The sequence below is a fragment of the Chitinophaga rupis genome (assembly GCF_900109685.1).
Classification (GTDB): domain Bacteria; phylum Bacteroidota; class Bacteroidia; order Chitinophagales; family Chitinophagaceae; genus Chitinophaga; species Chitinophaga rupis.
Genome location: NZ_FOBB01000001.1, coordinates 1,247,566 through 1,273,128 on the forward strand (window position 1 = coordinate 1,247,566; position 25,563 = coordinate 1,273,128).

Here is a 25,563-nt window from a genome sequence, read left to right on the forward strand (position 1 = left end):
ACATTAATCATTGATAACTGTTACATGCGCTTTGTGCTTACCGGATACAAAGGTGTATACGGCTGGTATCACAAACAGCGTAAGGATCAGTGAAAATAAAATACCGCCTACCACTACTATACCCAGCGGAATACGGCTGGTAGAGGCGGCGCCCAGGCTCATGGCAATGGGCAGCGCACCTAAGGAGGTGGCAAGGCTGGTCATTAAAATGGGACGTAAACGCTGGGAGGCTGCTTCTATTACTGCATCCATCTTTGACATGCCCAGCTCCCGTTTCTGGTTGGTGAATTCTACGATCAGGATACCATTCTTGGTTACCAGCCCTATGAGCATGATCATCCCTATTTCAGAAAAGATATTGAGGGTTTGATGGAACACCCACAGGCTTAATAACGCACCGGCTAAGGCCAGCGGCACGGTAAGCATAATGGTGAGCGGATCGATAAAACTTTCAAACTGTGCGGCCAGCACCAGGTAAATGAGCACCAGCGCCAGTGAAAAAGCAAATACAATGTTGGAAGAGCTTTCCGCATAGTCGCGGGAGGAGCCTGCCAGCGAGGTATGGAAGCTGGAATCCAGCAGCCTGGCGGCGATGCCCTGCATGGCCTTGATACCATCTCCAATAGTACGGCCCGGGGCCAGGGATGCGGAAATGGTAGCATCCTTATAGCGGTTAAAGTGATACAGGGTAGAGGGGCTGGTGTTGGGCACTACATGCACTACCGATTCCAGCGGAATATTATCGCCATACTTATTACGCACATAAATATTGCTGATGTCCAGCGGCGTGTTACGCTGCCCCCTTTCCATTTGCGCTATTACATAATACTGGTAGCCATTCATAATGAAGTAAGCCATACGGCCGCCACTAAAGGCGGCCTGCATAGCGGATACCACATCATTAGTGGAAAGGCCCAGGTCTTTTATTTTCATACGGTCAAAGCTGATCTCCACGCCTGGTTTATTAAACTTCAGGTCCACATCCACATTGGAGAAGGTTTTATCCTTACGGGCCGCTTCCAGAAATTCCGGGATCACTGTTTTCAGCTTATTCAGGTCCTGGTTCTGCAATACGAATTGTATGGGCAGGCTGGTTTTAGAGCCGGAGCCTACGGCAATGGTTTGTTCCTGGATGGCAAAAATGCGGGCATCATTAAAGCGACGGAGCTTTTGCTGCAGATCCGTGGTAATATCGTTCTGGCTGCGGCTTCTTTCATGCGGAGGTATCAGGCCAATACGGGGCTGGGAGGTATTCATGACCGTGCCATTGCCACCCGGGGTGCGAGCAAAAACAAAATCACGTTCGGGAACAGAGTCCAGCAGGTAGTTGGAGATCTTATCCGTTACATCCTGCGTATAGTTAAAGCTGGCGCCCTCCGGCAGGGTTACGCTAAAACGGATGCTGCTACGGTCTTCCAGCGGTGCTATTTCACTTTGTATGCTGCGTAGTATTAACCAGATAATGATGCCGCATACCCCGATCATCACCCAGGCCAGCCAGCGCACCTGCATAAAACCTTTTAACAGCTTATGATAGCCGTTTTCCAGGCCCTGGAAAAAAGGTTCTGTTTTATCATATAACCAGCCATGGCCGGCTTTTTTACGTGTGAGGTACACATTCAGCACCGGTGTAATGGTAAGGGATACAAAGGCGGAGATCAGCACCGCTGCTGCCAGCACTACGCCAAACTCGCGGAACAGGCGGCCCACAAATCCCTGCAGGAAAAGCACGGGCATAAATACCACCGCCAGTGTAATGGAGGTGGAGATAACGGCAAAGAATATTTCCTTACTGCCTTCCAGCGCGGCTTTGCGGATGCTAAGGCCCTGCTCCATTTTCCGGAAAATATTTTCCGTTACCACAATACCGTCATCTACCACCAAACCCGTGGCCAGCACAATACCCAGCAGGGTAAGGATGTTGATGGTGAACCCGGCTACATACACCACAAAAAAGGTAGCGATCAGCGAGATAGGGATATCTATCAGGGGGCGCAGGGCAATGAGCCAGTTGCGGAAAAAGAAAAAGATCACCAGCACTACCAGCGCAAAGGCAATGATGAGGGTTTCCTGCACCTCTGCCAGCGACTGGCGGATGATGCGGGTATTATCTACCAGCACACTAAATTCAATATCCGCCTTGTTGGCTTTTTTAATGGCAGCCAGGCGTTTATCAAATTCATCGGCAATGGCAATATTGTTGGCGCCGGGTTGGGGAATAATGGCCAGGCCAATTGCATTTACGCCATTGTATTTCCAGCTTTGCTCCTCCACCTGCGGGCCCAGCTCCACACGGGCTATATCGCTAAGGCGTACTATGCCGGTGCTGTCTTCCTTTAAAATAAGATCACGGAAATCTTTTTCTGTAGTAAGGCGGCCCAGGGTATTGATGGTAAGCTCTGTATTGTTGCCATACACTTTACCGGCAGGCAGCTGCACATTCTCATTATTCAGCGAGGTGCTTATATCATTATAGGCAATGCCGTAGGCGTTCATTTTATCACGGTCCAGCCAAATGCGCATGGCGTAGCTTTTATCGCCAAATACATTTACAGCGCTTACCTGGTCAATGGTTTGCAGCTGTTGCTGCAGCACATTGTCCGTATAATCACTCAGCTCCATGAGGCTTTTGGTGCGGCTTTGCACGGCCAGGATCAGTATGGGATCACTATTGGCATCGGCCTTGGTTACTACGGGTGGGGCATCAATATCCAGGGGCAGGCTGCGGGTGGCCTGGCTTACTTTGTCGCGCACATCACTGGCTGCAGCTTCGAGGTCGATCCCTAAATTAAATTCTACGGTAATGGCGCTGCTGCCTAAAGAGCTGGTGGAGCTGATGGTGCGGATACCGGGAATACCGTTGATCTGTTTTTCCAGCGGTTCGGAGATCTGGCTTTCTATTACATCCGGGTTAGCGCCGGTATAAGCTGTGGTAACGGTGATCACCGGCGGATCAATGGCCGGGTAATCACGTACGGCCAGGAAGGTATACCCGATCACGCCGAATAAAATGATCAACAGGTTCATCACTGTTGCCAGCACGGGCCGCTTCAGTGACAGTTCAGAAATATTCATGTGTACTGTCTTATCTTATGTTTCCGTTCAAATCTTTTACTGCTGCGCAACTGCCGGTGCGGTTGTTTTTACGCCCCGTACTTTCAATGGCGCATCCGGCCGTGCAAACAGCACACCGGTTACTACTACGGTATCGCCAGGGTTAATGCCGCTGGTGATCTCTATATTACTGGCTTCACGCAAACCGGTTACAACATCTGCAAAAGAGGCTTTGCCATTTTTTACCAGGATCACCTGGTTATTTTTATCGTTGGGGATGATGGCGTTGGTGGGTACCAGGATGGCTTTTTTATCGGCGGCTGCATTCAGGTACACTTTTACAAAAGCGCCGGGATGGCCTTTACCTTCCTGCAGCACGGCGCGCACCCGTATGTTACGGCTGGTAGGCGTTATCTGCGGCTCATAGGCTATCACTACTGCTTTACGCTGTGCATTGGTGCTGGCATCTATCGTTACATCTACTACCGCACCTTTTTTAATCACTGAGCCGTATTGTTCCGGCAAAGTGAAATCCACTTTTATTTTATCCAATTGCTGAATGGTAGCAATTACATTGGTGGGTGCTACATAGGCGCCAATGCTTACCTGGCGCAAGCCTACAATGCCGGTAAAGGGCGCGCGGATCACGGTTTTATCTATCAGCGCCTGGGTATAGGCAATATCTGCCTTTGTGCTGTTCACATTGTTAAGGGCCAGGTCATAGTCGGCCTGGTTAATACCGTTAATGTCCAGCAGCTTACGGTCGCGTTCTTCTGTTTTCTGGTACAGGTCCAGCTGCACTTTTGATTTCTGCAGCTGTGCCTGCAGGTCTGCATCGTTAATGCGGGCAATGAGGGTGCCTTGCTGTACCAGCGCGCCTTCCGGCACATTCAGGTAGGTAATGCGCCCGCTTATTTCCGGGTGCAGCTCTGCAAATTCATTGGCTACCACCGTACCATTGGCTTCAATCGTATTGTTAATGGTGCTGGTGCCGGCTACCATTACATCTACAATGGTAGCCTGGTTGTTGCCCTTTTCGCGGGCACTGGGTGTAGCTGCTTTTCCTTTACACCCGGCTATGAGCACGGTGATGCCCAATATTCCGGTAATCAATTTTGCCATTTGACAAAACTAGAGATAAGGTAAGGGAGGTTTGGGGGGTGTCGGCCAATGGGCGTTTACTATCGGTGGCTGCGGCGGATTACGGGTTGAACAGGGTTAACAGTAATTAACAATCACAGCTTCGCCGGATTGTTAATTTAATTACGAATTGTCAATTACGAATTACGAAATGCGAAGCATTCATGAGCACCATTGAAAAACAGATATGAATGCGAATAATTGGGTAGTTCGTGGTAATGGGTTTTCAACACACAGGCAATGGGTCCGTTGATATTATTGATATGATTTTGATGATGGATGTTATGCAGTAGCCTGATAATCTTGTGGGTCGGTTTGTTTGGAGGGATGTGTAACCAGGCCACCGGAGCCTTTATGGTAACGTTAATAGTATTGCAAATCTTGAATTGCACAAAAAAAATCGCCCATAATGTAGAAACATTACGGGCGTTTGCTTTTATCTATTCGTATTCATAAAACTTCTTAATCTGTCTATGCTTCACAAACGATTTCACCGTCAGATTACGCAATTCATCGTCGCATTCATATTCGTTTTCAACACACTTTCCGCAAAACGGGTGCAGGCCTTGAATACTCCACAATTCGTAATTATTCATGATTATTCAATGGCCAACCCCGCTCAGCGGGGCGCTGCTTTGGGCGGGTCATAATTAACCCTAGTATCCATCGTTCTGCTTCAGCGTGGCTGTTCCGCTTATGGAGCTATTCACAATCTCCTGCAGCGGAATAGGATAATAAATATTAGTAGCCTTGAACGCAGCATTATTCAGATAAGTACGTTTGCTTTTTTCCTGGGCTATATAAGTGTTCAGCACATCCGGTGCAATACCCCAGCGTACCAGGTCAAAAAAGCGGTGGCCTTCCATGGCAAATTCCAGGCGTTCCTCAAAGCGAACGGCTTTACGGGCCAGCGCTTTGTCGGTCCACGTGGTATTGTACAAACCTACTTTATAGTTGGCGGCATTGGTGCCATCCGGCAGTTTTACAAAACCTACGGGGTTGGCGGCGCGGGTACGTATCATGTTCACCAGCTCACGGGCACGTTCCAGGGAGCCTATTTCAATTTCACATTCCGCTAACCACAGCAGCACATGTGAGTAACGCAGCATGCGGTAGTTATTGGCATTCTGCCGCGGGTTATTGGCAAAGGTGGCGCTGCCAATATCCACTTTATAGAACATGTTCTTTTTAGGTGAGTACGGACCTGCATACGCCTGGTCACGGATCCAGGCTTTGCCGGGGTGCAGGCCATGATCCAGGTAGGGAATGCCGCGGCGGCCTACCGTCCAGTCCAGGCGGGAATCCAGGGTACCTGCATAGGGAGTAAAAGGGTCTTTGGATTCTATGCCCTGGTCGTTCGTTACATCATCTGCATTGAAATTATCCAGCAGAGGAAGGCCATTGGCATCTGTTTTAAACGCATTCACCAGGTTTTGCGAAGGCTGAAAAAAGCCGCAGCAGGTGGTAGGCCCGCCGTAGGGATAGTTCAGCGTAGCGCCCTGGTTACCATTTTCACCGCCGGGTGCGCCATCGTTTACGGAGTGCTCTACTTCAAAAACAGATTCTGCATTGTTATTGGCCTGGGCGCGGAAGTTATCGGCATAGCGGTCTACCAGCACATAACCGCCCTGGCTTACAATAAGGTCCAGCAGGGTTTTAGCCTCCGCATACTTTTGCTGGAACAGCTTGGCTTTTGCCAGCATAGCGGCAGCGGCCCATTTGGAGGCGCGGCCAGGCTGGGTTTGGCGGTGGGGAAGATTTTCGTAGGCAAACTGGAGGTCGGCCTCAATATTGGGCCATATGTCTTTATCATTGGGCACTTTAGTGCTGTTGGCATCTTCCGGATTGTACACTTTCTCATCAATGTAAGGCACATGATTCCACATCTTTTTGGCTTCAAAATGATAGTGGCCGCGCAGGAAGCGGGCTTCTGCCGTAATGCGGGTGCGCTCTGCATCATCAATTTCCGTGGCGGGTGTTTTGGCCAGGGCCTGTATTACGTCGTTACTGCGGGCAATACCATCGTATACGGCGCGCCACTTACCGCGGAAGTAATCATTATCTGCCAGGATCTGGTAGGTCTCGATCAGGCTAATGGCCGGCTGGTCGCCGGAGGTAGTGCCTTTATAGGCATCGTCAGCAGCTACACTGCCGTATACCCAGTTATCGCCGGAACTTTGGTAGGTAGTGTTGCCCGCGCCTACGCCGTCCAGCAATGAGTAAGCGCCTATCAATACCGCATTCACGCCACTGTTGGTATATAATTGTTCCGGCAGCAGCACGCCTTTGGGTTTCAGGTCCAGGAAACTGTTGCTGCAAGCCGCGCATAGCAGCAGTAAAATGGCGGTATATATGGTTTTACGTGTGATCATGGTAATCATTTTATGGTTGTTAGAAGCTAATGTTTGCGCCTACGAGATACACTTTTGCCATGGGATAAGAGCCTTCATCCACACCCATATGGCGGTCATTATTAGGATCGTAGTTACGCAGGTTAATTTCCGGATCAAGCCCGGTGTAGGGGGTAATGGTCCACAGGTTTTGCCCTTGTATATAAATGCGGAATGTGCTGATGCCAAAGCGTTTTAACAGGCTTTCCGGCAGGTTGTAAGAAAGCTGTATGTTCTTGAAGCGCAGGTAAGAGCCATTTTCCACGTAGTAGGTGGATGGGTTGCTGCTGATCACATCATTGGAGCGGAGCTGTGGCAGCTTGGCATCTGTTTTTCCCGGGCGCCAGGAGTCTTCCAGCATTTCCCGGCTGCGGTTACCGCCAAAGGTGGGAAAGTCGGTCCAGTAGCGCACATAGTTAAAGATCTGGTTACCCTGCACGCCTTGTGCAAACACGGTAAGGCCAAAGTTCTTATAGTTCACCTGGGCATTAAAGCCATAGGTAAAGTCCGGGTGCGGATTACCGATAATCGTGCGGTCGTTGGCATCTATCTTATTATCGCCATTTACATCGTGGAAGTGGAACTGGCCGGCTTTATTATTAGCGCCGCCGCCAAATTGCGGGGGTGCTTTCAGCGCCTCATCATCCGACTGGAAAATACCATCGATCACATAACCAAAGAAAGAGGAAATGGGCTGCCCGGCCTGGGTTACCGTCATGGCCGGCAGGCGGGTGGTAAAGCCAAAGTAACGGGTATTGGCATTCCCGTCTGTTTTCTGCACTTCATTTTTATAGGTGCTGAAGTTAATGCCCAGGTCATAGGTAAGGTCGCCTTTCATAGCATCATTACTGAAGTTGATGCCCAGCTCAATACCGCGGTTCATCATGGTAGCAATGTTGCGGAAAGGGTTGGTAGCCTGGCCCTGGGTATACTGGATCTCTACCGGGAACAGCATGTCGCTGGTTTTACGCTGGTACACATCAATACCTATACTCAGCTTGCCTTTGATCATGGTGGCATCCAAACCAATGTTGGTGCTGGTAGTGGTTTCCCATTTGGCATTCGGATTGCCGAACTGGCTTAGCTCATAACCCTGCAGGGCAGAGGAACGGGAGCCGTTCAGGTCATAAAAGGAGTTGGTAGGGTTGGTACCAAAAGTAGTAAAGCGGTTGTAGTTACCAATCTCCTGGTTACCAGTCTGGCCCCAGCCTACGCGCAGCTTCAGGTCGTTAATAGCGCTGATGCTTTTCATGAAAGGCTCTTCAGATACGCGCCAGCCGGCACTTACCGCCGGGAAGTAGGCCACGTTATGCTGCTGGGAAAAGCGGGAGGAGCGGTCCCTTCTCAGGGTAAAGTCTACCAGGTATTTATCATTATACCCGTAGTTGATCTTACCGAATTCTGATGCCAGGCGCCAGTCTGAATATACACCGGTATTGTTGGCGGTGCTGCCATTACCGGCATCTATATAACGGTTGTCCAGGTCATCTAAAAAGAAGCGGGAGCGGCCGGTGGTCAGCGGGTCGTTCATGCTGCTGATAGCCTCTGTACCTAACAGGAAGTTGAAGTGGTGCATGGAGCTGAGGTCCAGCCGGTAGGTGAGCGTGTTGTACCAGGTCCAGGTATTGCCGTAGGCAGTGGAAATGGCCAGGCTGTTCACGCTGGCAGATTCGCTGGATTCTATATCGCGGATGGTGTAGTTCCGGTAATTATTCCAGTTATAATCTATGCCAATGCTGGTGCGGGCGGTGAGGTTCTTTAAGATGTCCACCTCTGCCCAGCCGTTACCAAACAGGCGCAGCTCTTTGCTGATATTGTCTTTATTGCGGTACAGCGCAGCTACCGGGTTTTTGGCGTTATCCAGGTCACCGCCTTTGGTACCGGCAAAGTTGCCCATAATATCATATACGGGTATAATGGGCTGCATGCGGTAGGCAAAGGAAACAGGGTTGCCCTCGTTCTGGTTACCTGCGGGTTGGCCTATACGCTCACCGTAGGCTACCTGGAAATTCTCGCCTACGCGGATGGCCTTACTCACGTTAAATTCCGTATTAGCGCGCACGGAGTAACGTTTATAACCGGTGTAGATCATAATGCCCCGCTGGTTAAAGTAGTTCACTGACATGGCATAACGCCCGGTTTCGCTGCCGCCGGATACTTTCAGCTGATGGTTCTGGATGGGGGCGGGGTCAAAGATCTCATCCATCCAGTTGGTGCCTTGTTTATTGGCTTTGGTAATAAGCCATTTGGTTTTGCGGAAATCCGGGCTTTCAATATTAGAGGTGTAATTGGCGGGGTTTACCCGCGGATCGCCCTCCATAGCGCCTTCCGGGAAAATGTAATCCGGTATTACGGGTTTGGGTCCGTTACCGAACTGCGCATGTTTGGGGTTGCCGTTGGATACGTTACCCGCATTAATGCGCGATTCCCATAACAGGTCGGCATACTCCTGGGTGTTCAGCAGATCCAGGAACTTGCCGGGCCGCTGGGTGCCATAATAAAAGTCGTAGCTGAGCTTAGGCTTGCCGGGCTTGCCTCTGAGGGTAGTAATGATCACCACCCCATTCCCTGCGCGGGAGCCGTAAATGGAGGAGGCAGAGGCATCTTTCAGCACCTGGGTAGATTCTATGTCGCCCAGGTTCAGGGTGTTCAGGTTGCCTTTGGTGGGCACCCCGTCAATTACATACAGGGGCGAGTTGTCGTTAATGGTACCAAACCCGCGTATGCGCACCATTACATTACCCCCGGGGCTGTTATCCGTGCCAATGGTAACACCGGCTACGCGGCCCTGCAGGGCCTGGCCTACGTTGGCGGCAGGGGTGGATAGCAGCTTCTTCACATCTACTGTGGCCACGGCGCCGGTAATATCTTTCTTGGACTGGCTGCCGTAACCGGTTACTACCACTTCATTCAGGTTACCGATGTTTTCGGCCAGGGCCACATCAAGGTCGGTACTGCTGCCTACGGTTACTTCTTTTGTGTTATAACCAACAAAGGAAAATAACAGCACCTCTCCGGACTTAGCCTCAATAGCAAAGGTGCCGGAAGGGCTGGTGGCGGTACCCCGGTTGGTACCTTTTACTACTACCGTAACCCCGGGTAGTGCGGTTTTACTTTTTTCATCGGCCACTTTACCGGTGATCTTTTGCTGGGCAACAGCAGGTGCTGCGCCCAGTAACAGGAGCAGCCAAAGAAGGCTGCTGCAGCGGGAGAGACGTAGTTTAACGTTAACGGGAACATTCATACGATGCTGATTTTAGGTTGTGGAATGGAAATTATAGGCATCTATGTCAGGCTCCCGGCAGGCAATGCGGCGGCTTATGGCATAGTAAAGGCAATACCTTTCCCGGCCCCAAAGCGTACGTGGAAGACATCCATATTTGTTTTGTTACTGCTACAGTTAACTAGTGGAAATTAACGGAACTATCTACATTGGCTGACGTACTACTGAATACCATCACAACAAGGCATCATAGTTAACTTGTTTTATAACGTGAATTATGCCCGGTTTTACCCGGATAAAAATTAAGTTACAACCTTTTCCAAACGATTGCAATAGCACTACTTAAAAAAGACAAAAGAAATTCCCGGCTCCCGGTAGGGAACTAATTTTTGCAGGTTAATAAATCAGCGGGGAAATGTGCTCGGAGGTATAAGGCTTACATTATGCTCATGCTGGTGGCTGCTCAGTTAAAATAGGTCTGCAGCTCATTTACATAGGTAGTAGGCTCAAATTCAATGATCTCATACAGGGCCAGCTGAAACTTATCAAAAGGATCTTCTGCTATGATCTGCTCCACTTCCTTACGGCTGGAGGCTTTACACAGGATCAACCCGCCGGACCTGGGCTTTCTTCGGCCGGAAAGGATGAACTTTCCGCTTTGGTAATACTTATCCAGAAATGCTTTGTGGGCGTCCAGATAGTGTTCTATGGCCGTTAATGGCCGTATGTATTGTAATAAAATCAAGAACATGTTGGCGCTGGTTCTAATGAATAGGAATAGTTACAACAAAAGGTAGTGAAAACCGTGCCATAAAGGTATGAAACAATTGGAGGATTTACTTTATATAAAAAGTGCGGAAGGGTTGATTTTTGTGTAATTTCACAGGTATTATTATTTTTTAAATCTTTGAACACTTCTTATGCACTTATCGCTAAGTAACATGTACCGGGTTTTGTTAACCGCTATCACCACAGCGGTCTTGCTGAGCGCTTGCTCCAAGATACCCGAAGAAAGCAAGCATATCCCCAAAAATGCAGGGGTTGTAATTGGGATCAACAGTAAACAAATTGTACAAAAACTGGTAACTAACGGCATTACTGTAGACAAACTTTTTGCTGCCCTGCAGAACAAAGACACCTCCAGCGAAGCGGCCAAAGCCGTACGGGATGTGGAAAATTCCGGGGTAGACCTGAACAGCAACTTTTTTGCCTCTATGGTTTTTGGCAATGACAAGAACTCCTACCTGTCACTGACCGGCAGCTTAAAAGACGCCGCCAAGTTTGAGGATTTCCTGAAAAAGAATGCTCCCAACTTTGCCTCCAAAACAAAAGGCGACTTTACCTATGCCTGGCTGCAGGATGATAATTCCCTGGTAGGCTGGAACAAAAGCGTGGTGATCTATGTGCGCCCCTTTGACCTGAACGATATTAAGAAACATGGCGGTGTACCGGGTATGCCCGGGGCCGACGAGCCGGACAGCTCTGAGGAAGGCGAACCGGCGGTGATAGACTCTGCCACTGCGCTGCCTACTGTGCTTACCACGCCGGATGATGCGGAAAGCACCTGGCTGCCGGTGCTGGATAACCTGTTTCACCTGAAAGATGCAGAAACAGCCGGTTCCCTGGAACCTTTCAAAAACCTGCTGAAAGAAAGCGGCGACATGAGCTTTTTTGTGCATCCGGAAGTGATCTCCACCAGCCAGATGACCATGCTGCCTGCCAATTTCAAAAAACTGCTGGAAGGCTGTTATTATGCAGCTACCGTAAGTTTTGATGAAGGTAAGGTAGTAATGAACGGCCATTCTTATGTAGGCAAGGAAATGGCTGATATCTATAAGAAATACGGTAATAATACACTTGACCTGGAGATGCTGGAAAAATACCCTTCTGATAACATTACCGGCTTTTTCGCCTATGGCTTTGACATGCGCATTATAGGCGACATTGTAAAAAGCACCGGAACAGATGGTATTGTGAATATGATGATGGGGCAGAGCGGGCTTACGCTGGATGACGTGCTGAACGCATTCAAGGGACAGCTGGTATTTGTATCTTCCGACTTTTCCATGAAGAAAAAACCGCTGCCTTATTTCCCGGAAGACAGCACCGTGAGCGCTGACAGCAAATGGGTATTTGCCATGAAAGTAGGCGATAAAGCCGCTTTTGAAAAGCTGATGAACTCACCCATGGTTAAAAACTTTTTTGTTAAACAGGGCGATCATTATGTAATGGCTCAGCAGCTGCCTAATATGCCGGCTGTTGATATTACAGATAAGCTGGTAACAGCAGCCTCCGACAGCGTATTGCTGGAGGCTTACCTGGCCGGTAAGGGTAAAGCCAAGCTGGATGATGATATTGTAAGCAAAATAAAAGGCAACCCAATGGGCGCCTATGTTAATTTTGAAAAGCTGGCGCAGAATATACCGGATAGTGAAATTCCGGCAGAAGGCCGTACAGTAGCCCTGCAGGCAAAAGACCTGTTAAAGGACCTGCGCGCAGTAAGCCAGCCGTTTAATGGCAAGGTGCAGGAATCACAGGTGGTGGTAACTTTTAAGAATGAGAAAGAGAACAGCCTGGTACAGCTGGTGAACCTGGGTACCGCTGCTGCCAAGTATTACAAAGAGCAGCAGGCAAAAGAGAAAGCGGAAGCAATGGAAGCAGATACTGCTGCCGCTCCCGGTAATTGATACTGATAAATAAGATATAAGAAAAAGCCTACCCATTACAGGTAGGCTTTTTCATTTCACCAAACAGATCTGCAAACCTGCCGGAAGACAGGCAATAAGGGCGCTGCAAAAAAATGGCCGCCCGTTAAGGCGGCCATGCATCTGAGTCAATAAGGCATCTGAAGCCTGCTATTGAGTATGTTAGTAGCTTACGATTTTACATTACCCATTACATACAGCTGGTCTAAATGCGGGGTGGGGCTGCCGCCGGTATTTTCCAGTGTAATGGCAAAGGCCTGCGCTTTCAGCACCGGTTTTAGCTGGCAAAGATCTGTACAATCACCTAACATGCCCGCATCAACGGGTTTGCCATCCACCAGTGCCCATAGCTGGTATTGCTTGCCGGCGGGGGCTTTGGGCAGCTTGTTAGCCAGTACATATACATCTTTGGTATGGGTATCCCAGAACAGGGTTACCAGGTTGCCTTCCTTACCCGGTGTACCCGGCATGGATACTTTTAACATACCGGGGGCAGCCATCAGCTGCATACGGTCCTGCATTTGCCGCAGCCTGGTTTGGTACAGGCCGTTATCTGCCACCACGGTATTGCGTTCATTCATGAGCGCTATATAATCTTTATTAGCCTGGTGGTATTTCTGGTAAAGATATACGTTGATGGTTGCGCTGACCACCAGTAATACGATGGAAGCGGCTGCAAAATACCGCACCTTGTTCATACGCTTTAACAACGATGTTTGATTGGCGGCAGTAGTACCGGCAGCCGGGGCAAATTCATGTTGTAAGGTATGCTGTAATTGTTCCTTCACATTATCTGATACAGGTACTGCGCCGGCGTTGGCTGTTGCTGCCAGCCATGCTTCGCATGCAGCTATAGCGGCTTCCACCTCAGGATACTCAAAGCGCAGCCTTTGCAGCTCTGCTACATCCTGTGCGTCCGCTACGCCTAACACGTAGCTTTCGATCACACCGCTTTGTATGTATGCCTGTATATCCACTTTATAATTTAACCTGTTGCCTTAATAATAATAAAGCTGCTCTAAGCCTTGTTTTTACGGTACCTAACGGAATGTTCAGCATTTGTGCTATTTCATCCTGCTTATACCCCTGGAAATAAGATAGTTCTACTAATACCTTATGCTCTTCTTTTAAGCTGTGCACCATTTTACGTAACCCTATATCATCAATGGGATTGGGCTGAGTGGCGCCCGCCAGCGGTATAAGGTCGTCGGTTAATGAATTATTCTTTTGACTATTCCGCCAGTCTTTGCCACGCACTGTATCTATGGAAGTGGTACGGGCAATACTAAACATCCAGGTGAACAGCCGTCCCTTAACAGGATCGTATTGCTCTATTTGCCGCCAGATCTTTACAAAAACCTCCTGCAACACATCTACAGATACATCCGGATCCGGCACAATTTGCTGGATCACGCCATGTAAGGCGGACGAGTAGTGATCGTACAGATAGCTAAATGCAGCTTGCTCCCGCAATTTCAGCGATCTAACCAATTCTTGCTCCGTGTATGTTGGTACGGCTTTCAAAAGCAGACAAATAAATTCAGATGCGCCTTTATATACGGATTACTGTTAAATTAAGTTTGCTGCTATAAAAATAGTTTGTACATTTTGTATTTCATGGAATTTATATGCAGATCCAACTGAGCCACCTGATACCATTGCCCCTGCGCGACAAGCTATTGCAGCGGACATCTGATATCTGGAACAAGGACGTGACCTTTAGCCCGGGCAGTTTTATAAAGATAAAAGCGCCTTCCGGCACGGGTAAAACCACCCTGGTACACTACCTGTACCATATAAGATATGACTATTCCGGTAAGATAATAGTGAACGGCAAACCCTGGCAGGATTATAATAAATCCGCGCTGGCCACTATACGCCAGCAGCAGGTGAGCATTATTTTCCAGGACCTGCGCCTGTTTGATCAGCTGACTGCCTGGGAAAACATAGAGCTGAAAAGAGTGATGGGCCCTGCCCCGGCCTGCACAGGGGAGCAGGTGCAGGAAATGGCCGCCCGCCTGCAGGTAACGCATGTGCTGCAGCAAAGCGCCCGCACACTTTCTTACGGGGAGCGGCAGCGTATAGCCATTATACGTGCGCTGGTACAACCCTTTCAATGGCTGTTAATGGATGAGCCCTTCAGCCACCTGGATGAGGAGAATACCCGCCGCGCTGCTGCGCTGATAGCGGAAACCTGTAAAGCACAGCAAGCCGGTTTTGTGCTTACTGACCTGGATAATGATGTGCATTTTAATTACGATGTGCAATATCAATTATAAACAGCGCTTAGCTTTTAGCTAAAGGCTAAGAGCTAAACGCTAAAAGCTAGTACTCAAACATGCGCCCGTTCTTTCAACTCTTAAAAAAGATCATACAAACCGGTATTGGCAAAAGCCGCCTGCTAATGGCTACTGCGGGCCTGGGTATTGCCATGGTGCTGCTGCTGATAGCTATACAGGCCCATACCAACTTTAACCAGCTGTTATACGGGCGGCAGAACCAGAATGAGAGTGCGGATTTCCTGGTGGTGAATAAAAAGATCACCAATGCCATGATGGGGCAGTCAGATAAAAGCATGTTCACCGCAGAAGAGCTGCAAACCATCAAGCAACAAAGCTTTGTAGAAGCAGCAGGATACATAACCTCCAGCCAGTTTAAGGTAACGGCCGCAGCACCCGGCGAGCTGCAATTCTATACGGATATGTTCTTTGAATCGGTTCCCGATTCTTTTATAGATGTAAAGAATGAAGAGTGGAAATGGCAGGAGGGAGATGGTGTTATACCTATTATATTACCCAATGATTTTTTAAACCTGTATAATTTTGGATTTGCCCTCAGCCAGGACCTGCCGCAGGTTTCGCAGGAAACGGTAAAGAACCTGCCGGTAAAGATCACGGTATCCAGGGGACTGCTCTCTTCCCAGTTCACCGGACATATTGTAGGTTTTTCAGACCGCATCTCTTCCTTTTTAGTGCCGGCCGCTTTTATGGATTGGGCCAATAACCGCTATGGCAATGGTAAAGCGGCAGCGCCATCCCGCATAGTTATTAAAACCAGCGACCCTGCCAACCCGGCCCTGGTAAAGTTTCTGGACGATCATGGCTATACCACCAACCAGGATAAGATCAAGTACAGCAAAACAAAGCTGATCGTACAAACCATTGTATCCGTGATCGGTTTCTTTGGTATAGTGCTGTTACTGTTTGCCCTGCTGGTGTTCAGCATGTTCATACAGCTGATCATTGCATCCTGTAAAAAAGAGATCCAGCTACTGGTAATGCTGGGTACTGCGCCGGCACAGCTGCGGCGTTATTTGCTGCGGCAGTTTGTGCCGCTGTATGTAGTAACCGGCATAGTGGCTGTATTGCTGGTAGCGGTGCTGCAATGGGTGGCTGCCCGTGCGCTGGCAGCGCATGAAATGGTGGTAAGCCCCTGGCCGGGTATAGGCATGTGGATAGCCGCTGTAGTGGTATTGCTGCTGGTGTATTTTGTTAACAACCGTACGATCCGCAAATACCTGGATTGATTTTAGATTTTAGATTTACGATTTTAGATTTTTTGGAAGTAGTATAGTGGTATCCGTTACTTACGTGGTATGCCATAAACCAGCTTGGTACTATTGGCATCCAATTCCGCGCCAATCAAATCGTAAATCTAAAATCGTATATCGTAAATCCCAGGTCAGCCAAATCTAAAATTGTAAATCTAAAATCTACAATCCCATGAGATCCCATGTACTGACAGCCCTCTTATTATTATGCATGAGCGCAGCTTATGCGCAAAGCACCATTTTGCATTGCGGTACCCTTATTGACGGTATTGCCAATACACCCCGTAAAAATGTATCGGTAATTATTGCCGGCAACCAGATCTCCGCTATAAAAGAAGGATTTGTAGAAGGCGCCCCGCAGGACAAGATCATAGACCTCAGCAAACAAACTGTTACTCCGGGCTGGATGGATATGCATGTGCACCTGGACGGGGAGCTTACAAAGGAAGCATTCATGGAAGAATTTACCATGAACCCGGCGGATTATGCCTTTCAGAGTGTGGCATTCTCAGAGCGTACGCTGATGGCTGGTTTTACCACCGTGCGTGACCTGGGTGGCGGCTATGGTGTAAATATTTCCCTGCGTAATGCCATTAACAAAGGCCTGGTAAAAGGCCCGCGGGTGTTTACAGCAGGCAAGGCCATTTCCACTACCGGCGGCCACGCAGACCCTACCAATGGTTACCGCCGCGATCTGATGGGCGATCCTGGCCCGGATGTGGGAGTAGTGAACGGCCCTGATGAATGCCGTAAAGCAATACGCCAGGCGTATAAGAATGGATCAGACCTGATAAAGATCATGGCCACCGGCGGCGTGCTGGACTTAGCCAAGGATGGCAGCGGCGCCCAGTTTACAGAAGAAGAGCTTAAAGCCATTGTGGAAACTGCCAAAGACTACGGTATGCGGGTAGCCGCTCATGCACATGGGGCTGAAGGTATTAAACGCGCTATACGCGCCGGCGTTACCTCCATAGAGCATGGCACTTTTATAGATGATGAAGGCATGGAGCTGGCCAAAAAATACGGCACCTGGTATGTGCCTACAATTATAGCCGGCCGTTCTGTAGCGGATTCCGCTAAAATTCCCGGTTTTTATCCTGCCGTTATAACTCCCAAAGCCTTATCCATTGGGCCTAAATTACAGGCCACCTTTGCCAAGGCCTATAAAGCCGGGGTTAAAATAGCCTTTGGTACAGATGCCGGCGTGTATGCACACGGAAAGAACTGGCTGGAATTTACCTACATGGTAGAAAGCGGCATGCCAGCCATGGAAGCTATTAAAGCCGCTACCATGCAGGCAGCTGACTTATTGGGCATGAAGGATAAGCTGGGAAGCATTACCGTTGGCAAGCTGGCAGATATTGTTGCGGTGGATGGGGATCCCCTGCAGGACATACAAACCATGGGCAAAGTAAGCTTTGTAATGAAAGATGGGTTGGTTTTTAAGAACACAACGGCTAACTTGCCAACCGTTAAAAACGACTGATATGTTAAAAGCAACTGATAAAAAGTTTGTACACGTAGTGAACTTTTACCTGAAACCAGGCCTTTCTGCCGCGGACATTAAAAAGTTTGAAGATGGAGTTAGCGAGCTGGGAAAAATAGAAGCCGTACAGGTATTCAACTTGGGCAAACCCGCCAGCACAGACCGTCCGGTAATAGACCGCAGCTATAGCTATTGCGAGCTAACGGTATTTAACAGCCAGGCCGACCATGATATTTACCAGGAACATCCCATTCACCTCAAGTTTGTAGAAGAATGCAAACACCTGTGGGAGAAGGTGGTGATCTTTGATTCTGAGACGATAGACTACTAAAGAAATGTAAGATCTTAAATGTAAAAGTGGAATGCAGCGATGTTGGATATTAAACCATCTACGCTGCATTCCACTTTTATATTTTGCATTTATCCCGTTCATAAAGTCTTTTAAATGGTCTCCATGAACCTCCTTCGCTGGTTTAAGATTTAAATTTCACCTTCCATTACCAATTTCGCTGTACTGCAGACGGGTGTGGCACTACAAAGGTTTTACGCACCCTTTCCGACCGCAGTAAATAAGGGATCCAGATGGCGGCTCCTATAATGCCCCTGCTTATATTGGTGATCTGGTCCCTGCTCCATGCATAGTTGTTATTTAAAGCGCTTACCGCTATATAATCCAGCACCTGCACGCTTAACACCGCCGCAAAAAAAACAATACAGGCTGCAGGAAAAGTATCCCGCTTTCTGAAAAACAGCAGCACTAACAATACGGCATATACGCACAGGAATACATTGCAGGCCAGCTCCGCTATAAATACCAGCAGCCTTACCTGCGCATCCTGGGCATGCACCACAGCCTCCCAGGTGGCATTACTGAAAAAGCCGCTCCGTACTAAATCCACCAGTATGCCAAGCGGGGAAAATGTAATGCTAAAACCCAGCAGTAACAGCCAGCCGCCAATAGCCCAGGACTCCGGGTTATACTGCAGCGGGAATACTGAACGATGATAAAAACGTACGGCCATGTAGCTGAAAATACCTGCAAACAGCAGGCATAAAACCAGCATTACCCAGCTAATACCTTTATGCCCGGCAGGTGAGGTGCTGCTGCCGGCAGTGGGGTCCCAGTAAAGGTAAAAGCCGCCTATTTCAGCCAGCTGGTTACGGTCGTCCACATAATTGGTAAGGTAATCAACCGGCACATGGTCCTGGTAGGAGTTGTACTGGTAATGCAGCGTAACGGTGCGGCCATTTACAGCAGCCGTGAAATCAATACGGTAGTATTTATTCTTTACGTGCATGCTGGTATTATCCATGGCCCAGTCATTCGGCATCTGCAGCGTGATCGTATAGTCCAGCGCGTAAGGATATTTCAGCGCCAGCGGCTGCGTATGATTATCGTCCGGTACCCGGGGCAGCATATCTGTTAATATGCGGGCCTGCACATGGAACTGCTGGCGGTTAGCCGCTGTAGTATCCGCTTTCCAGGGATTGTGAATGGTATAGTATTCGCCTACTTCAAAACGGTCTTCGGGTTCTGCATCTTCGATCTGCAGGCCGCTGTCTGCCCGCACATCACCATACAATCCTTTATAATAATCCAGGAAGGCGCGCTCCTGGTCTTTCATGCTGTTCTCTGCAAAGTTCGCCCGCTGGTCATCTGCAAACTGCAGGCTGTAGTTGGAAAGCACCTGCAGGTGGGCGGGCTTTTTATTGCTTTCCGGCAACACAAAGGTTTCTGAAATGCGTACGGTGCCATTATAGCGCTGGTCTATGCTGCTTAATGCATTGGTGCCCTTTTTTATGATCAGTGCCAGTTGATAGTCCGGCACCGTAAGGTTATCAATGGTGCCGCGCTGGTAATTAATGGTAGGATCTATCCAGTAATGATTGCCGCTAAGGTTGGCAGATACAATTACGTGATTGAACAGTACCGGCGAGGGCAGCGCCTCCGACAGCGAGGCTTTTGCAAACGTATTTACATAAGCCATGCTGGCATCAATTCCATTGGCCTGTAAGATGGTGCAAAGCAGCAGGGATTTATCTTTACAATCGCCAAAGCGCTGGTTCAATATTTTCCCGGGCTGGCTGGGGCGGTGGGAGTATTCGCCCATTTCAATGCCCATATAACGGATATCGTCCTGCACAAAGCGGATAGCCTTTTGCATGTACAGCGCCTTGTTGTTGCCGGTTTCTTTTTGCCAGGCTGCTATTTTCTGCTGTAAAGCAGGGCTTAGGTCATGCGTGGCATTTACCAGCAGGGCCCAGTTCACAATGGGTTCCCAGCTGGTGTATTCACTGGCCTCCACATACGCATAGTTATCGTACCAGGAGGGTGTTCTGTAATCCACCCTTTCCGGTTCTGCAATATGTTTGGGCTGCCATTCATACAGGTTCATGCCCTGCCATGTTTTCTTAACCGGCATAGGTGCATCGTTAAATGACCTGAATTGTATGTTACGGGCGGTGGAGGCAATAAGGCATTTGTAATAATTTAAAATAGGCTCGGAGGCTGCAAAGTAAAAGGTGCGGAAGTACTTATCCTCAAAAATGGGATTGCGGCCGGTAATGGTGTAGGCGTATTCTATCTGGTCGCCTTTGCGCACATCTTCAATAATACAATAGGCAGTATACACGCCGCTGTATATAAAACGCGAAAGCTCTTTTTCCTGCTGCAGAATGCGGAACTGGCCTGCACTTAGCTTGTTCAGTACTTTACCGTCGCGGCGTATGATGAGCTGGTGAAACTGCAGCTGCTCATAAGCGGGATCATAATCTACAGATACCTCTGCGCCATTTTGTACCCCGGCTTCTGAAACTATCTGACGGATGATGTGCTGGTAAACGCTTTTCTTTTCTGCATGGTGCTGCTCTTCCAGCAGCAGCAGGCAGTACCCGCTGCTTATATCGTGCAGGTTGGGCTTTTTATTAAGGTCCGGCGTATAGGGGGCCAGCCATTTAGGAGCGGGTGTAATGGTAAAATTGTTACGCTGTGCATGCAGCAGTAAGGGCAGGCACAGTAACATCAACAGCCACTTGAGTATATAAGGATAGTAGGAACGGTACATGAATGAATTTTAAATAAACAAGCAAATCTCAGCGGTCATTATTCTCTATCGTTAAACTATATACAGCAAAAGATCCCAGCCAGTGCTCGCCTGCATAGTCGCCGCTGGCCACGTGGGGCAGCGCGGCTTCCAGGTGGTGGTGCGCCAGCTGTTTAATAGCCTCCTGGTTCTGATCCACGTGGCGGGCAATACCATACAGGCACCAGGCGCGGCTCAGGTTCAGGCCATCCAGGTGCACCAGCTTACCATCCGTACGGTCTTTTACCTGTGCGGTGCTAAGTATAGTAATGGGTGTGGTGAACAGGCCGGGTAAAAATTCCTTTACCCAGGTTGTATACTGGCTTGCCGGCATAATACGCCACATCAGGTCTGCCTCTTCCAGGCAGGGCGAAAGGAAATCGTACCCGCCGGGCTCCCAGCTAATGGGGCAGTCTTTGTCCTGCGCATAAAAACGCAGGGCTGCTTTGCGGATGGCCGTTTGCAGGGCCGTATCCTGTGCGGTTACCGCGTAATCCCAGGCCAGGCGCAGGCCAAAGGCCAGGTTGGTATGCTCGCCCACCCGAATGGGATATACCAGCTTATCCAGGAAAGCAATGTAGGCGCTGGAAAACTGCTGTGCCAGCGGTTGTACATTATGGCTCAGGGTTTGGCCCAAAGGATCTTTCCAGGTAAGCAGCTCCCGCTGTAATTGCAGCAGCCAACTCCAGCCATAGATACGTTCAAAGCCTTTATTTTCTTTATTAAAATAAATACGTTGTTCAACATGAATATTGCTGGCCGTAAGGTTCTCTGCCAGCTTAGTGCGGATGGTGGCGGCTTCCGGAAGGTCCGGAAATGATTTTAACAACCGTACCAGCATCCAGTGCCCGTGTACGCTGCTATGCCAGTCGTAACAGCCGTAAAAGGCAGGGTGGTATACTTTAGGATCTGTAACCAGTGAGCTATCGGAAAAGGTAACGCCTGTTTTATAGGGAAACTCTTTTTGCATACAGCGCAACGGTAACCCGGCCAGGTGGGAGGCGCCGGCGGGTGTAAGCTGTAAATGGCCGGCAGCGTTTTGGTTGTACAATGTTTCTTGTGCGTAACCGGTTAACATGCTGATATTACACAGCGTTGCCAATAAGATTTTTTTCACAGGTCAGATTATTTGTTTAATAACAATCGTACATAAAAAGAGGGTTTGGCCAGCTTTTTACGGAGATCCACTTCATAGAACATACAGGATATTAACTCTTTCAGCTGCTTGTTGCGCGTCCCCATTTTCATTAATAAGTTAAAGAGCCTTGGATATTTTACCAGCTTTTGCAGGCGGTGGCTTAGCTGCAGCTCCGGCCCCAGTACCTGGTATACCCGCTCATCATAAGCGGCCAGCCGGCTTTCCGAAAAATCACCTGCTGCCAGCGCGGCGGCAGCCTGCTGTGCGGCTATACGGCCGGCATACAGGGCGTTGCCAATACCTTCCCCGGTGAACGGATCTACCAGATAAGCAGCATCGCCTACCAACATATAACGGTTTCCGGACAATTTTCTTTTCTTACTGCCCAGCGGAAGTCCGTAACCTTCTATAGGACTGTCTATTTCAGCCTCCCGGAAGCGCTCTTTGAACACAGGATCCTGCTCCAGGGTATCTGTCAATAATTTTTTGAGGTTTATTTTTTTACTGCGCACTGCTTCGCTGATCATATCCATGCCCACATTGGCATCGCCGTTAGGCAGGGGAAAGATCCATAAATAACCCGGCAGCAGGGGTTTTAAAAAGTGCAGCTCAATAAAGCTATCGGCATGCATGCCTTTTACATTCTTATAATAGGCCCGTACACCGGCAGCATAATAGGCCGGCTCCATACGGATGTTGGCTACGTCTTTTGTGAACGAGGAATGGGCGCCGTTGGCAATAATGAGCAGGGGGGCCTTTACGGAAAAGTTGCCGGTAGTATCGGTTACCAGGTAACCATCATCCTGCAGCACATATTTATCAATGGTTACGCCTTCAAAAAGTTGGATCTCCGGCCGGCGTTTGACCTCATCCACCATAAAATTATCAAAGTGAATGCGCTTGCACACAAAACCCGCCGGTTCATCTGTTTGCAGGTTGTAATTGGGTTTATAGGCTACCTCCATGCTGGTGCGTCCAGGGGCTACAAATGTAACGCCCCAGCTATCCTGTTTGGGGGTAAATTCCCGCAGGCGCTGTGCAACGGCAGGGTCAATCTGTTCCAGCGCCGTTAGTACCTTACCGCTTAAACCATCGCCGCATACCTTGTCGCGGGGAAATACAGCCTTATCTACCACCACACACTCAATACCCAATTGCGCCAGCTGCAGGGCGGCCGTAGTGCCACCCGGCCCCGCACCGATGATACAAACTTTGGTTTCGATCATTTTTCCTCTTATAAATTTGGCCTGAAAGATAAGGAATTGGGGCATAAACCTTGTAACACCCCATATCCTATCTTTGTAACCTTAAATAGTAGTTTATGTTTGGAGATCTCTTTGGCAAGCTGCAGGAAGCCCAGCAAAAAATGGAAGAAGGCAAGGAAAGACTGGCCCATGTAACGGTAGATGGGGAAGCCGGCGACGGCGCTGTAAAAGTAGCGGTAACCGGTAACCGCGAAGTAAAGAACATTACTATTGCCGACCATTTGCTGGCCCCCGGTAATAAGGAAGAGCTGGAAGACCTGCTGATAACCGCCCTGAACCGGGCCCTGAAAAATGCGGAAAACCTTTGGGAAAGCGAGATGAAAGGTTTGGCCGGTGGTATGCTGGGCGGGCTGGGGATGTAAGGAAATGATGAGGGAGGTAAGAAGCAGGATGATGGAGTTTGATGACGGAAGTTGTGGCGGAAAATGGATAGGTTAAATGATGTAGGGTTTTATGTAGGGGGAGGGATGTCACTAGGGTCGCATAGCAATAAAAGGGCTGTTTTAGGAGGGGAGGATACCAATTGAACCGCAATAGCGCAGCTATTAAATACCTGCCTGGCGATTGGTGATCCGCGTAAATTCCCGATCCCGTAAATCAAATTCCCGTTTTCGAAAGCCGTTCACCTGTAAAATGCATTGTTTTGCAGCAGCAGTTACCATTGGTAGCTGAAGGGTACGGCCTTTCATCCATATTTTTATTTGTAGCTACCAACTTCTATAAAGGAATTACCTCACAATTTATCCCGCTCCTCGGCCAGCATGGTTTTAAGTGTACGTGCATTCTCTATGGCGTGCATATGCACATCATTATTAAAAAAGATCCATACCTGGTGTTTTTCCTGTAACCATTTGGCGCATTTACGTGCATAGGCCCGCAGCGTAAGGGCTGCATAACCGGAGGCATATAATTCCGCCGGGCCATGAAAGCGCAGGTAAATATGCCGGGCAGTGACCGCCTCCTTATAAGGGAACCGTTTACCTGAATTAGCTATTACCAGGCCCACTCCATACCGCTCCATTAGATCCAGGCTTTGCTTGCTGAACCAGCTTTTATCCCGCACTTCAATGGAAAAGTCATATTGCTTATAGGTGGTGGATAGCAGCTGGTAAAACTCCTCCGCTACACCCGCATTAAAGCCTGCCTGGGCCGGCAGCTGTATTAAAACAGGCCCCAGCCGTTCCGCAACCGGATCAAAAACCTTAAAAAATACTTCCATCCCTTCTGCCGGGTCGTGCAGCTTTTTAAAGTGGGTAATGTAGCGGCTTAGCTTGGGACAGAATAAAAAGCCGGGTGGCACTTTTGCTGCCCAGTTCAGCACGGTTTGTTCTTTGGGCAGATGGTAAAAGCTGGTATTAATTTCTGTACAATCAAACTCCTGGCTGTAAAAGTGCAGGTAATCCACGGGTTTCAGCTTCTCCGGGTAATACACCCCCTTCCAGTGTTTATAGCTCCATCCGGAAGTTCCTATGTGGCAGGCTGGGGTGCGCGACTTTTTCATAACAATCTTTCTAAAAACCTATACAACATGAATGCCTGTTTTCAGAAATGGAAAGCCGTTTGCAGAAACGGAAGGGTCAGGAGCAGGCAGGGCTTATACGCTGTTTACTGCAGAGCGGCTGTAATGATGTGCTGTAGAAGGTTTGGGGCTATATTGGTGCAGCTGCGTTACAAATTGGAACAAGGTTGGCATACCAGGAGAAAACAATTTATATGCATCCGCAAAAGAAAATTCCCGCACCAGCCTCCAAAACCATGTATTACCTATTGGTGGGTGCGGTAGCCGTAAGCTTACTGGCACAGTTACTGGTGCAATTCCTGAAGCATTAAAAAGTATGTTATGATCAATCAATATGAAGTACCTGCACTGATAGAAGATACCGTACCGGTATTACGCAAAGCGCTGCACCAGTTCCCGGCTGTTTTTCATATATACGAAACAGTTACCTGCCTTAGCAATTACACCCTGCAGCAATTACGGGAACGGCATTACAGCCGGGCTATGCCTTGTTTGCAGCTGGCCGGTCGCTTATATGAGCGGGGAAATGCAGTGGTGAAAAGCGCTATTGAAGCGCATTTTTTGCCGGCATTATCTGCCATACCTGTTGCAGATGCGGTGAACCGCATAAAATTATATTCACTGATACCCGCTTCCCTGTATAACCAGTTTATACAACAGCAGCTTAGTGGGCATACACAAATCAATCCTCAATAAATGGAAAGTCCGGATATAGTGGTCCGCCTGGCCGGTATGGCCGATGCGGATTTTGCGCTGCCGATAGCAGCAGAATTGGAAGCCAGCGCCAACGTGCGCGGTACGGGTATTGCACTGCCTGTGTACCGCTATGTTATTTGATCCCTGCCTGCAATAATTATAAATTTCCGGACTGCTGTTATTAATCCGCAAGGGTTCACTAAATTTGTAGCCAGCTGCCAACCTAGCTCAGCTGGTAGAGCAACAGTTTCGTAAATTGTAGGTCGTGGGTTCGAATCCCATGGTTGGCTCAGTGAAAGCGGATGGTATTCAAA

19 protein-coding genes and 1 tRNA gene are annotated in these 25,563 nt (G+C 48.9%); 9 read left to right on the forward strand and 11 right to left on the reverse strand.

Features of this window, described 5'->3' with window-relative positions; translation table 11 throughout:
- Positions 1-3 precede the first annotated feature (3 nt).
- The 5 genes from BMZ54_RS04985 to BMZ54_RS05005 form a co-directional block, all read right to left on the reverse strand.
- Complete coding sequence (locus BMZ54_RS04985) at positions 4-3,075, reverse strand: efflux RND transporter permease subunit (protein ID WP_089907045.1); 3,072 nt, start codon at positions 3,073-3,075, stop codon at positions 4-6.
- 36 nt (positions 3,076-3,111) lie between these two features.
- Positions 3,112-4,176 (reverse strand): efflux RND transporter periplasmic adaptor subunit, encoded by a 1,065-nt coding sequence (locus tag BMZ54_RS04990; protein WP_089907047.1) that lies wholly within the window; start codon positions 4,174-4,176, stop codon positions 3,112-3,114.
- A 674-nt stretch (positions 4,177-4,850) separates the two neighbouring features.
- Complete coding sequence (locus BMZ54_RS04995) at positions 4,851-6,566, reverse strand: RagB/SusD family nutrient uptake outer membrane protein (protein ID WP_202909137.1); 1,716 nt, start codon at positions 6,564-6,566, stop codon at positions 4,851-4,853.
- A gap of 19 nt (positions 6,567-6,585) precedes the next feature.
- Complete coding sequence (locus BMZ54_RS05000; protein ID WP_089907051.1) at positions 6,586-9,828, reverse strand: SusC/RagA family TonB-linked outer membrane protein; 3,243 nt, start codon at positions 9,826-9,828, stop codon at positions 6,586-6,588.
- A 442-nt stretch (positions 9,829-10,270) separates the two neighbouring features.
- Positions 10,271-10,558, reverse strand: coding sequence for a YciI family protein (locus BMZ54_RS05005; protein WP_089907053.1), 288 nt, complete (start codon positions 10,556-10,558; stop codon positions 10,271-10,273).
- 169 nt (positions 10,559-10,727) lie between these two features.
- Between BMZ54_RS05005 and BMZ54_RS05010 the strand changes: the two genes are divergently transcribed.
- Positions 10,728-12,494: a DUF4836 family protein gene (locus BMZ54_RS05010; RefSeq protein WP_143080910.1), complete on the forward strand. Its 1,767-nt coding sequence runs from the start codon at positions 10,728-10,730 to the stop codon at positions 12,492-12,494.
- A gap of 188 nt (positions 12,495-12,682) precedes the next feature.
- Here BMZ54_RS05010 and BMZ54_RS05015 read toward each other — a convergent pair whose 3' ends face one another.
- Both BMZ54_RS05015 and BMZ54_RS05020 read right to left on the reverse strand, forming a co-directional pair.
- Positions 12,683-13,489, reverse strand: a complete 807-nt coding sequence (locus BMZ54_RS05015; RefSeq protein WP_089907058.1) for an anti-sigma factor — start codon at positions 13,487-13,489, stop codon at positions 12,683-12,685.
- Position 13,490: 1 nt separating this feature from the next.
- Positions 13,491-13,985: an RNA polymerase sigma factor gene (locus tag BMZ54_RS05020; RefSeq protein WP_238386492.1), complete on the reverse strand. Its 495-nt coding sequence runs from the start codon at positions 13,983-13,985 to the stop codon at positions 13,491-13,493.
- Between the two features lie 155 nt (positions 13,986-14,140).
- Between BMZ54_RS05020 and BMZ54_RS05025 the strand changes: the two genes are divergently transcribed.
- The 4 genes from BMZ54_RS05025 to BMZ54_RS05040 all read left to right on the forward strand — a co-directional run bounded on the left by BMZ54_RS05025 (position 14,141) and on the right by BMZ54_RS05040 (position 17,879).
- A complete protein-coding gene (locus tag BMZ54_RS05025; protein ID WP_089907062.1) occupies positions 14,141-14,791 on the forward strand; it encodes an ATP-binding cassette domain-containing protein in 651 nt (216 codons plus the stop codon).
- 59 nt (positions 14,792-14,850) lie between these two features.
- Positions 14,851-16,038 (forward strand): FtsX-like permease family protein, encoded by a 1,188-nt coding sequence (locus BMZ54_RS05030; RefSeq protein WP_089907063.1) that lies wholly within the window; start codon positions 14,851-14,853, stop codon positions 16,036-16,038.
- A 196-nt stretch (positions 16,039-16,234) separates the two neighbouring features.
- Positions 16,235-17,548, forward strand: coding sequence for a metal-dependent hydrolase family protein (locus BMZ54_RS05035; RefSeq protein WP_089907065.1), 1,314 nt, complete (start codon positions 16,235-16,237; stop codon positions 17,546-17,548).
- 1 nt (position 17,549) lies between these two features.
- Complete coding sequence (locus tag BMZ54_RS05040; protein WP_089907066.1) at positions 17,550-17,879, forward strand: Dabb family protein; 330 nt, start codon at positions 17,550-17,552, stop codon at positions 17,877-17,879.
- Between the two features lie 166 nt (positions 17,880-18,045).
- Here the strand turns inward: BMZ54_RS05040 and BMZ54_RS05045 are convergent, their stop codons facing one another.
- From BMZ54_RS05045 to BMZ54_RS05055, 3 genes are read right to left on the reverse strand one after another with little or no spacing between them, the layout of a single operon-like run.
- Positions 18,046-20,613: a DUF3857 domain-containing protein gene (locus BMZ54_RS05045; protein WP_089907068.1), complete on the reverse strand. Its 2,568-nt coding sequence runs from the start codon at positions 20,611-20,613 to the stop codon at positions 18,046-18,048.
- 28 nt (positions 20,614-20,641) lie between these two features.
- Positions 20,642-21,748 carry a DUF2891 domain-containing protein gene (locus tag BMZ54_RS05050; RefSeq protein ID WP_238386493.1) on the reverse strand — a complete coding sequence of 369 codons (1,107 nt, stop codon included), beginning with the start codon at positions 21,746-21,748 and terminating at the stop codon, positions 20,642-20,644.
- 8 nt (positions 21,749-21,756) lie between these two features.
- Positions 21,757-22,995, reverse strand: coding sequence for an NAD(P)/FAD-dependent oxidoreductase (locus BMZ54_RS05055; protein ID WP_089907070.1), 1,239 nt, complete (start codon positions 22,993-22,995; stop codon positions 21,757-21,759).
- A 95-nt stretch (positions 22,996-23,090) separates the two neighbouring features.
- Between BMZ54_RS05055 and BMZ54_RS05060 the strand changes: the two genes are divergently transcribed.
- Entirely contained in the window at positions 23,091-23,396 is a 306-nt protein-coding gene (locus BMZ54_RS05060) for a YbaB/EbfC family nucleoid-associated protein (RefSeq protein WP_089907072.1), read from the forward strand.
- Positions 23,397-23,767: 371 nt separating this feature from the next.
- On the opposite strand, the gene BMZ54_RS05065 is transcribed toward BMZ54_RS05060, so the two are convergent.
- Positions 23,768-24,535 (reverse strand): DUF72 domain-containing protein, encoded by a 768-nt coding sequence (locus BMZ54_RS05065; protein WP_089907074.1) that lies wholly within the window; start codon positions 24,533-24,535, stop codon positions 23,768-23,770.
- Positions 24,536-24,874: 339 nt separating this feature from the next.
- On the opposite strand from BMZ54_RS05065, the gene BMZ54_RS05070 reads away from it, so the two are divergent.
- From BMZ54_RS05070 to BMZ54_RS05075, 3 genes are all read left to right on the forward strand, one after another.
- A complete protein-coding gene (locus tag BMZ54_RS05070) occupies positions 24,875-25,249 on the forward strand; it encodes a DUF7674 family protein (protein ID WP_089907076.1) in 375 nt (124 codons plus the stop codon).
- The gene (locus BMZ54_RS32900) at positions 25,250-25,390 is read left to right on the forward strand and encodes a hypothetical protein (protein ID WP_156093009.1); all 141 of its coding nucleotides are present in this window, start codon (positions 25,250-25,252) and stop codon (positions 25,388-25,390) included.
- Between the two features lie 76 nt (positions 25,391-25,466).
- Positions 25,467-25,539 (forward strand) — tRNA-Thr (locus BMZ54_RS05075).
- The last annotated feature ends 24 nt before the right edge of the window (positions 25,540-25,563 follow it).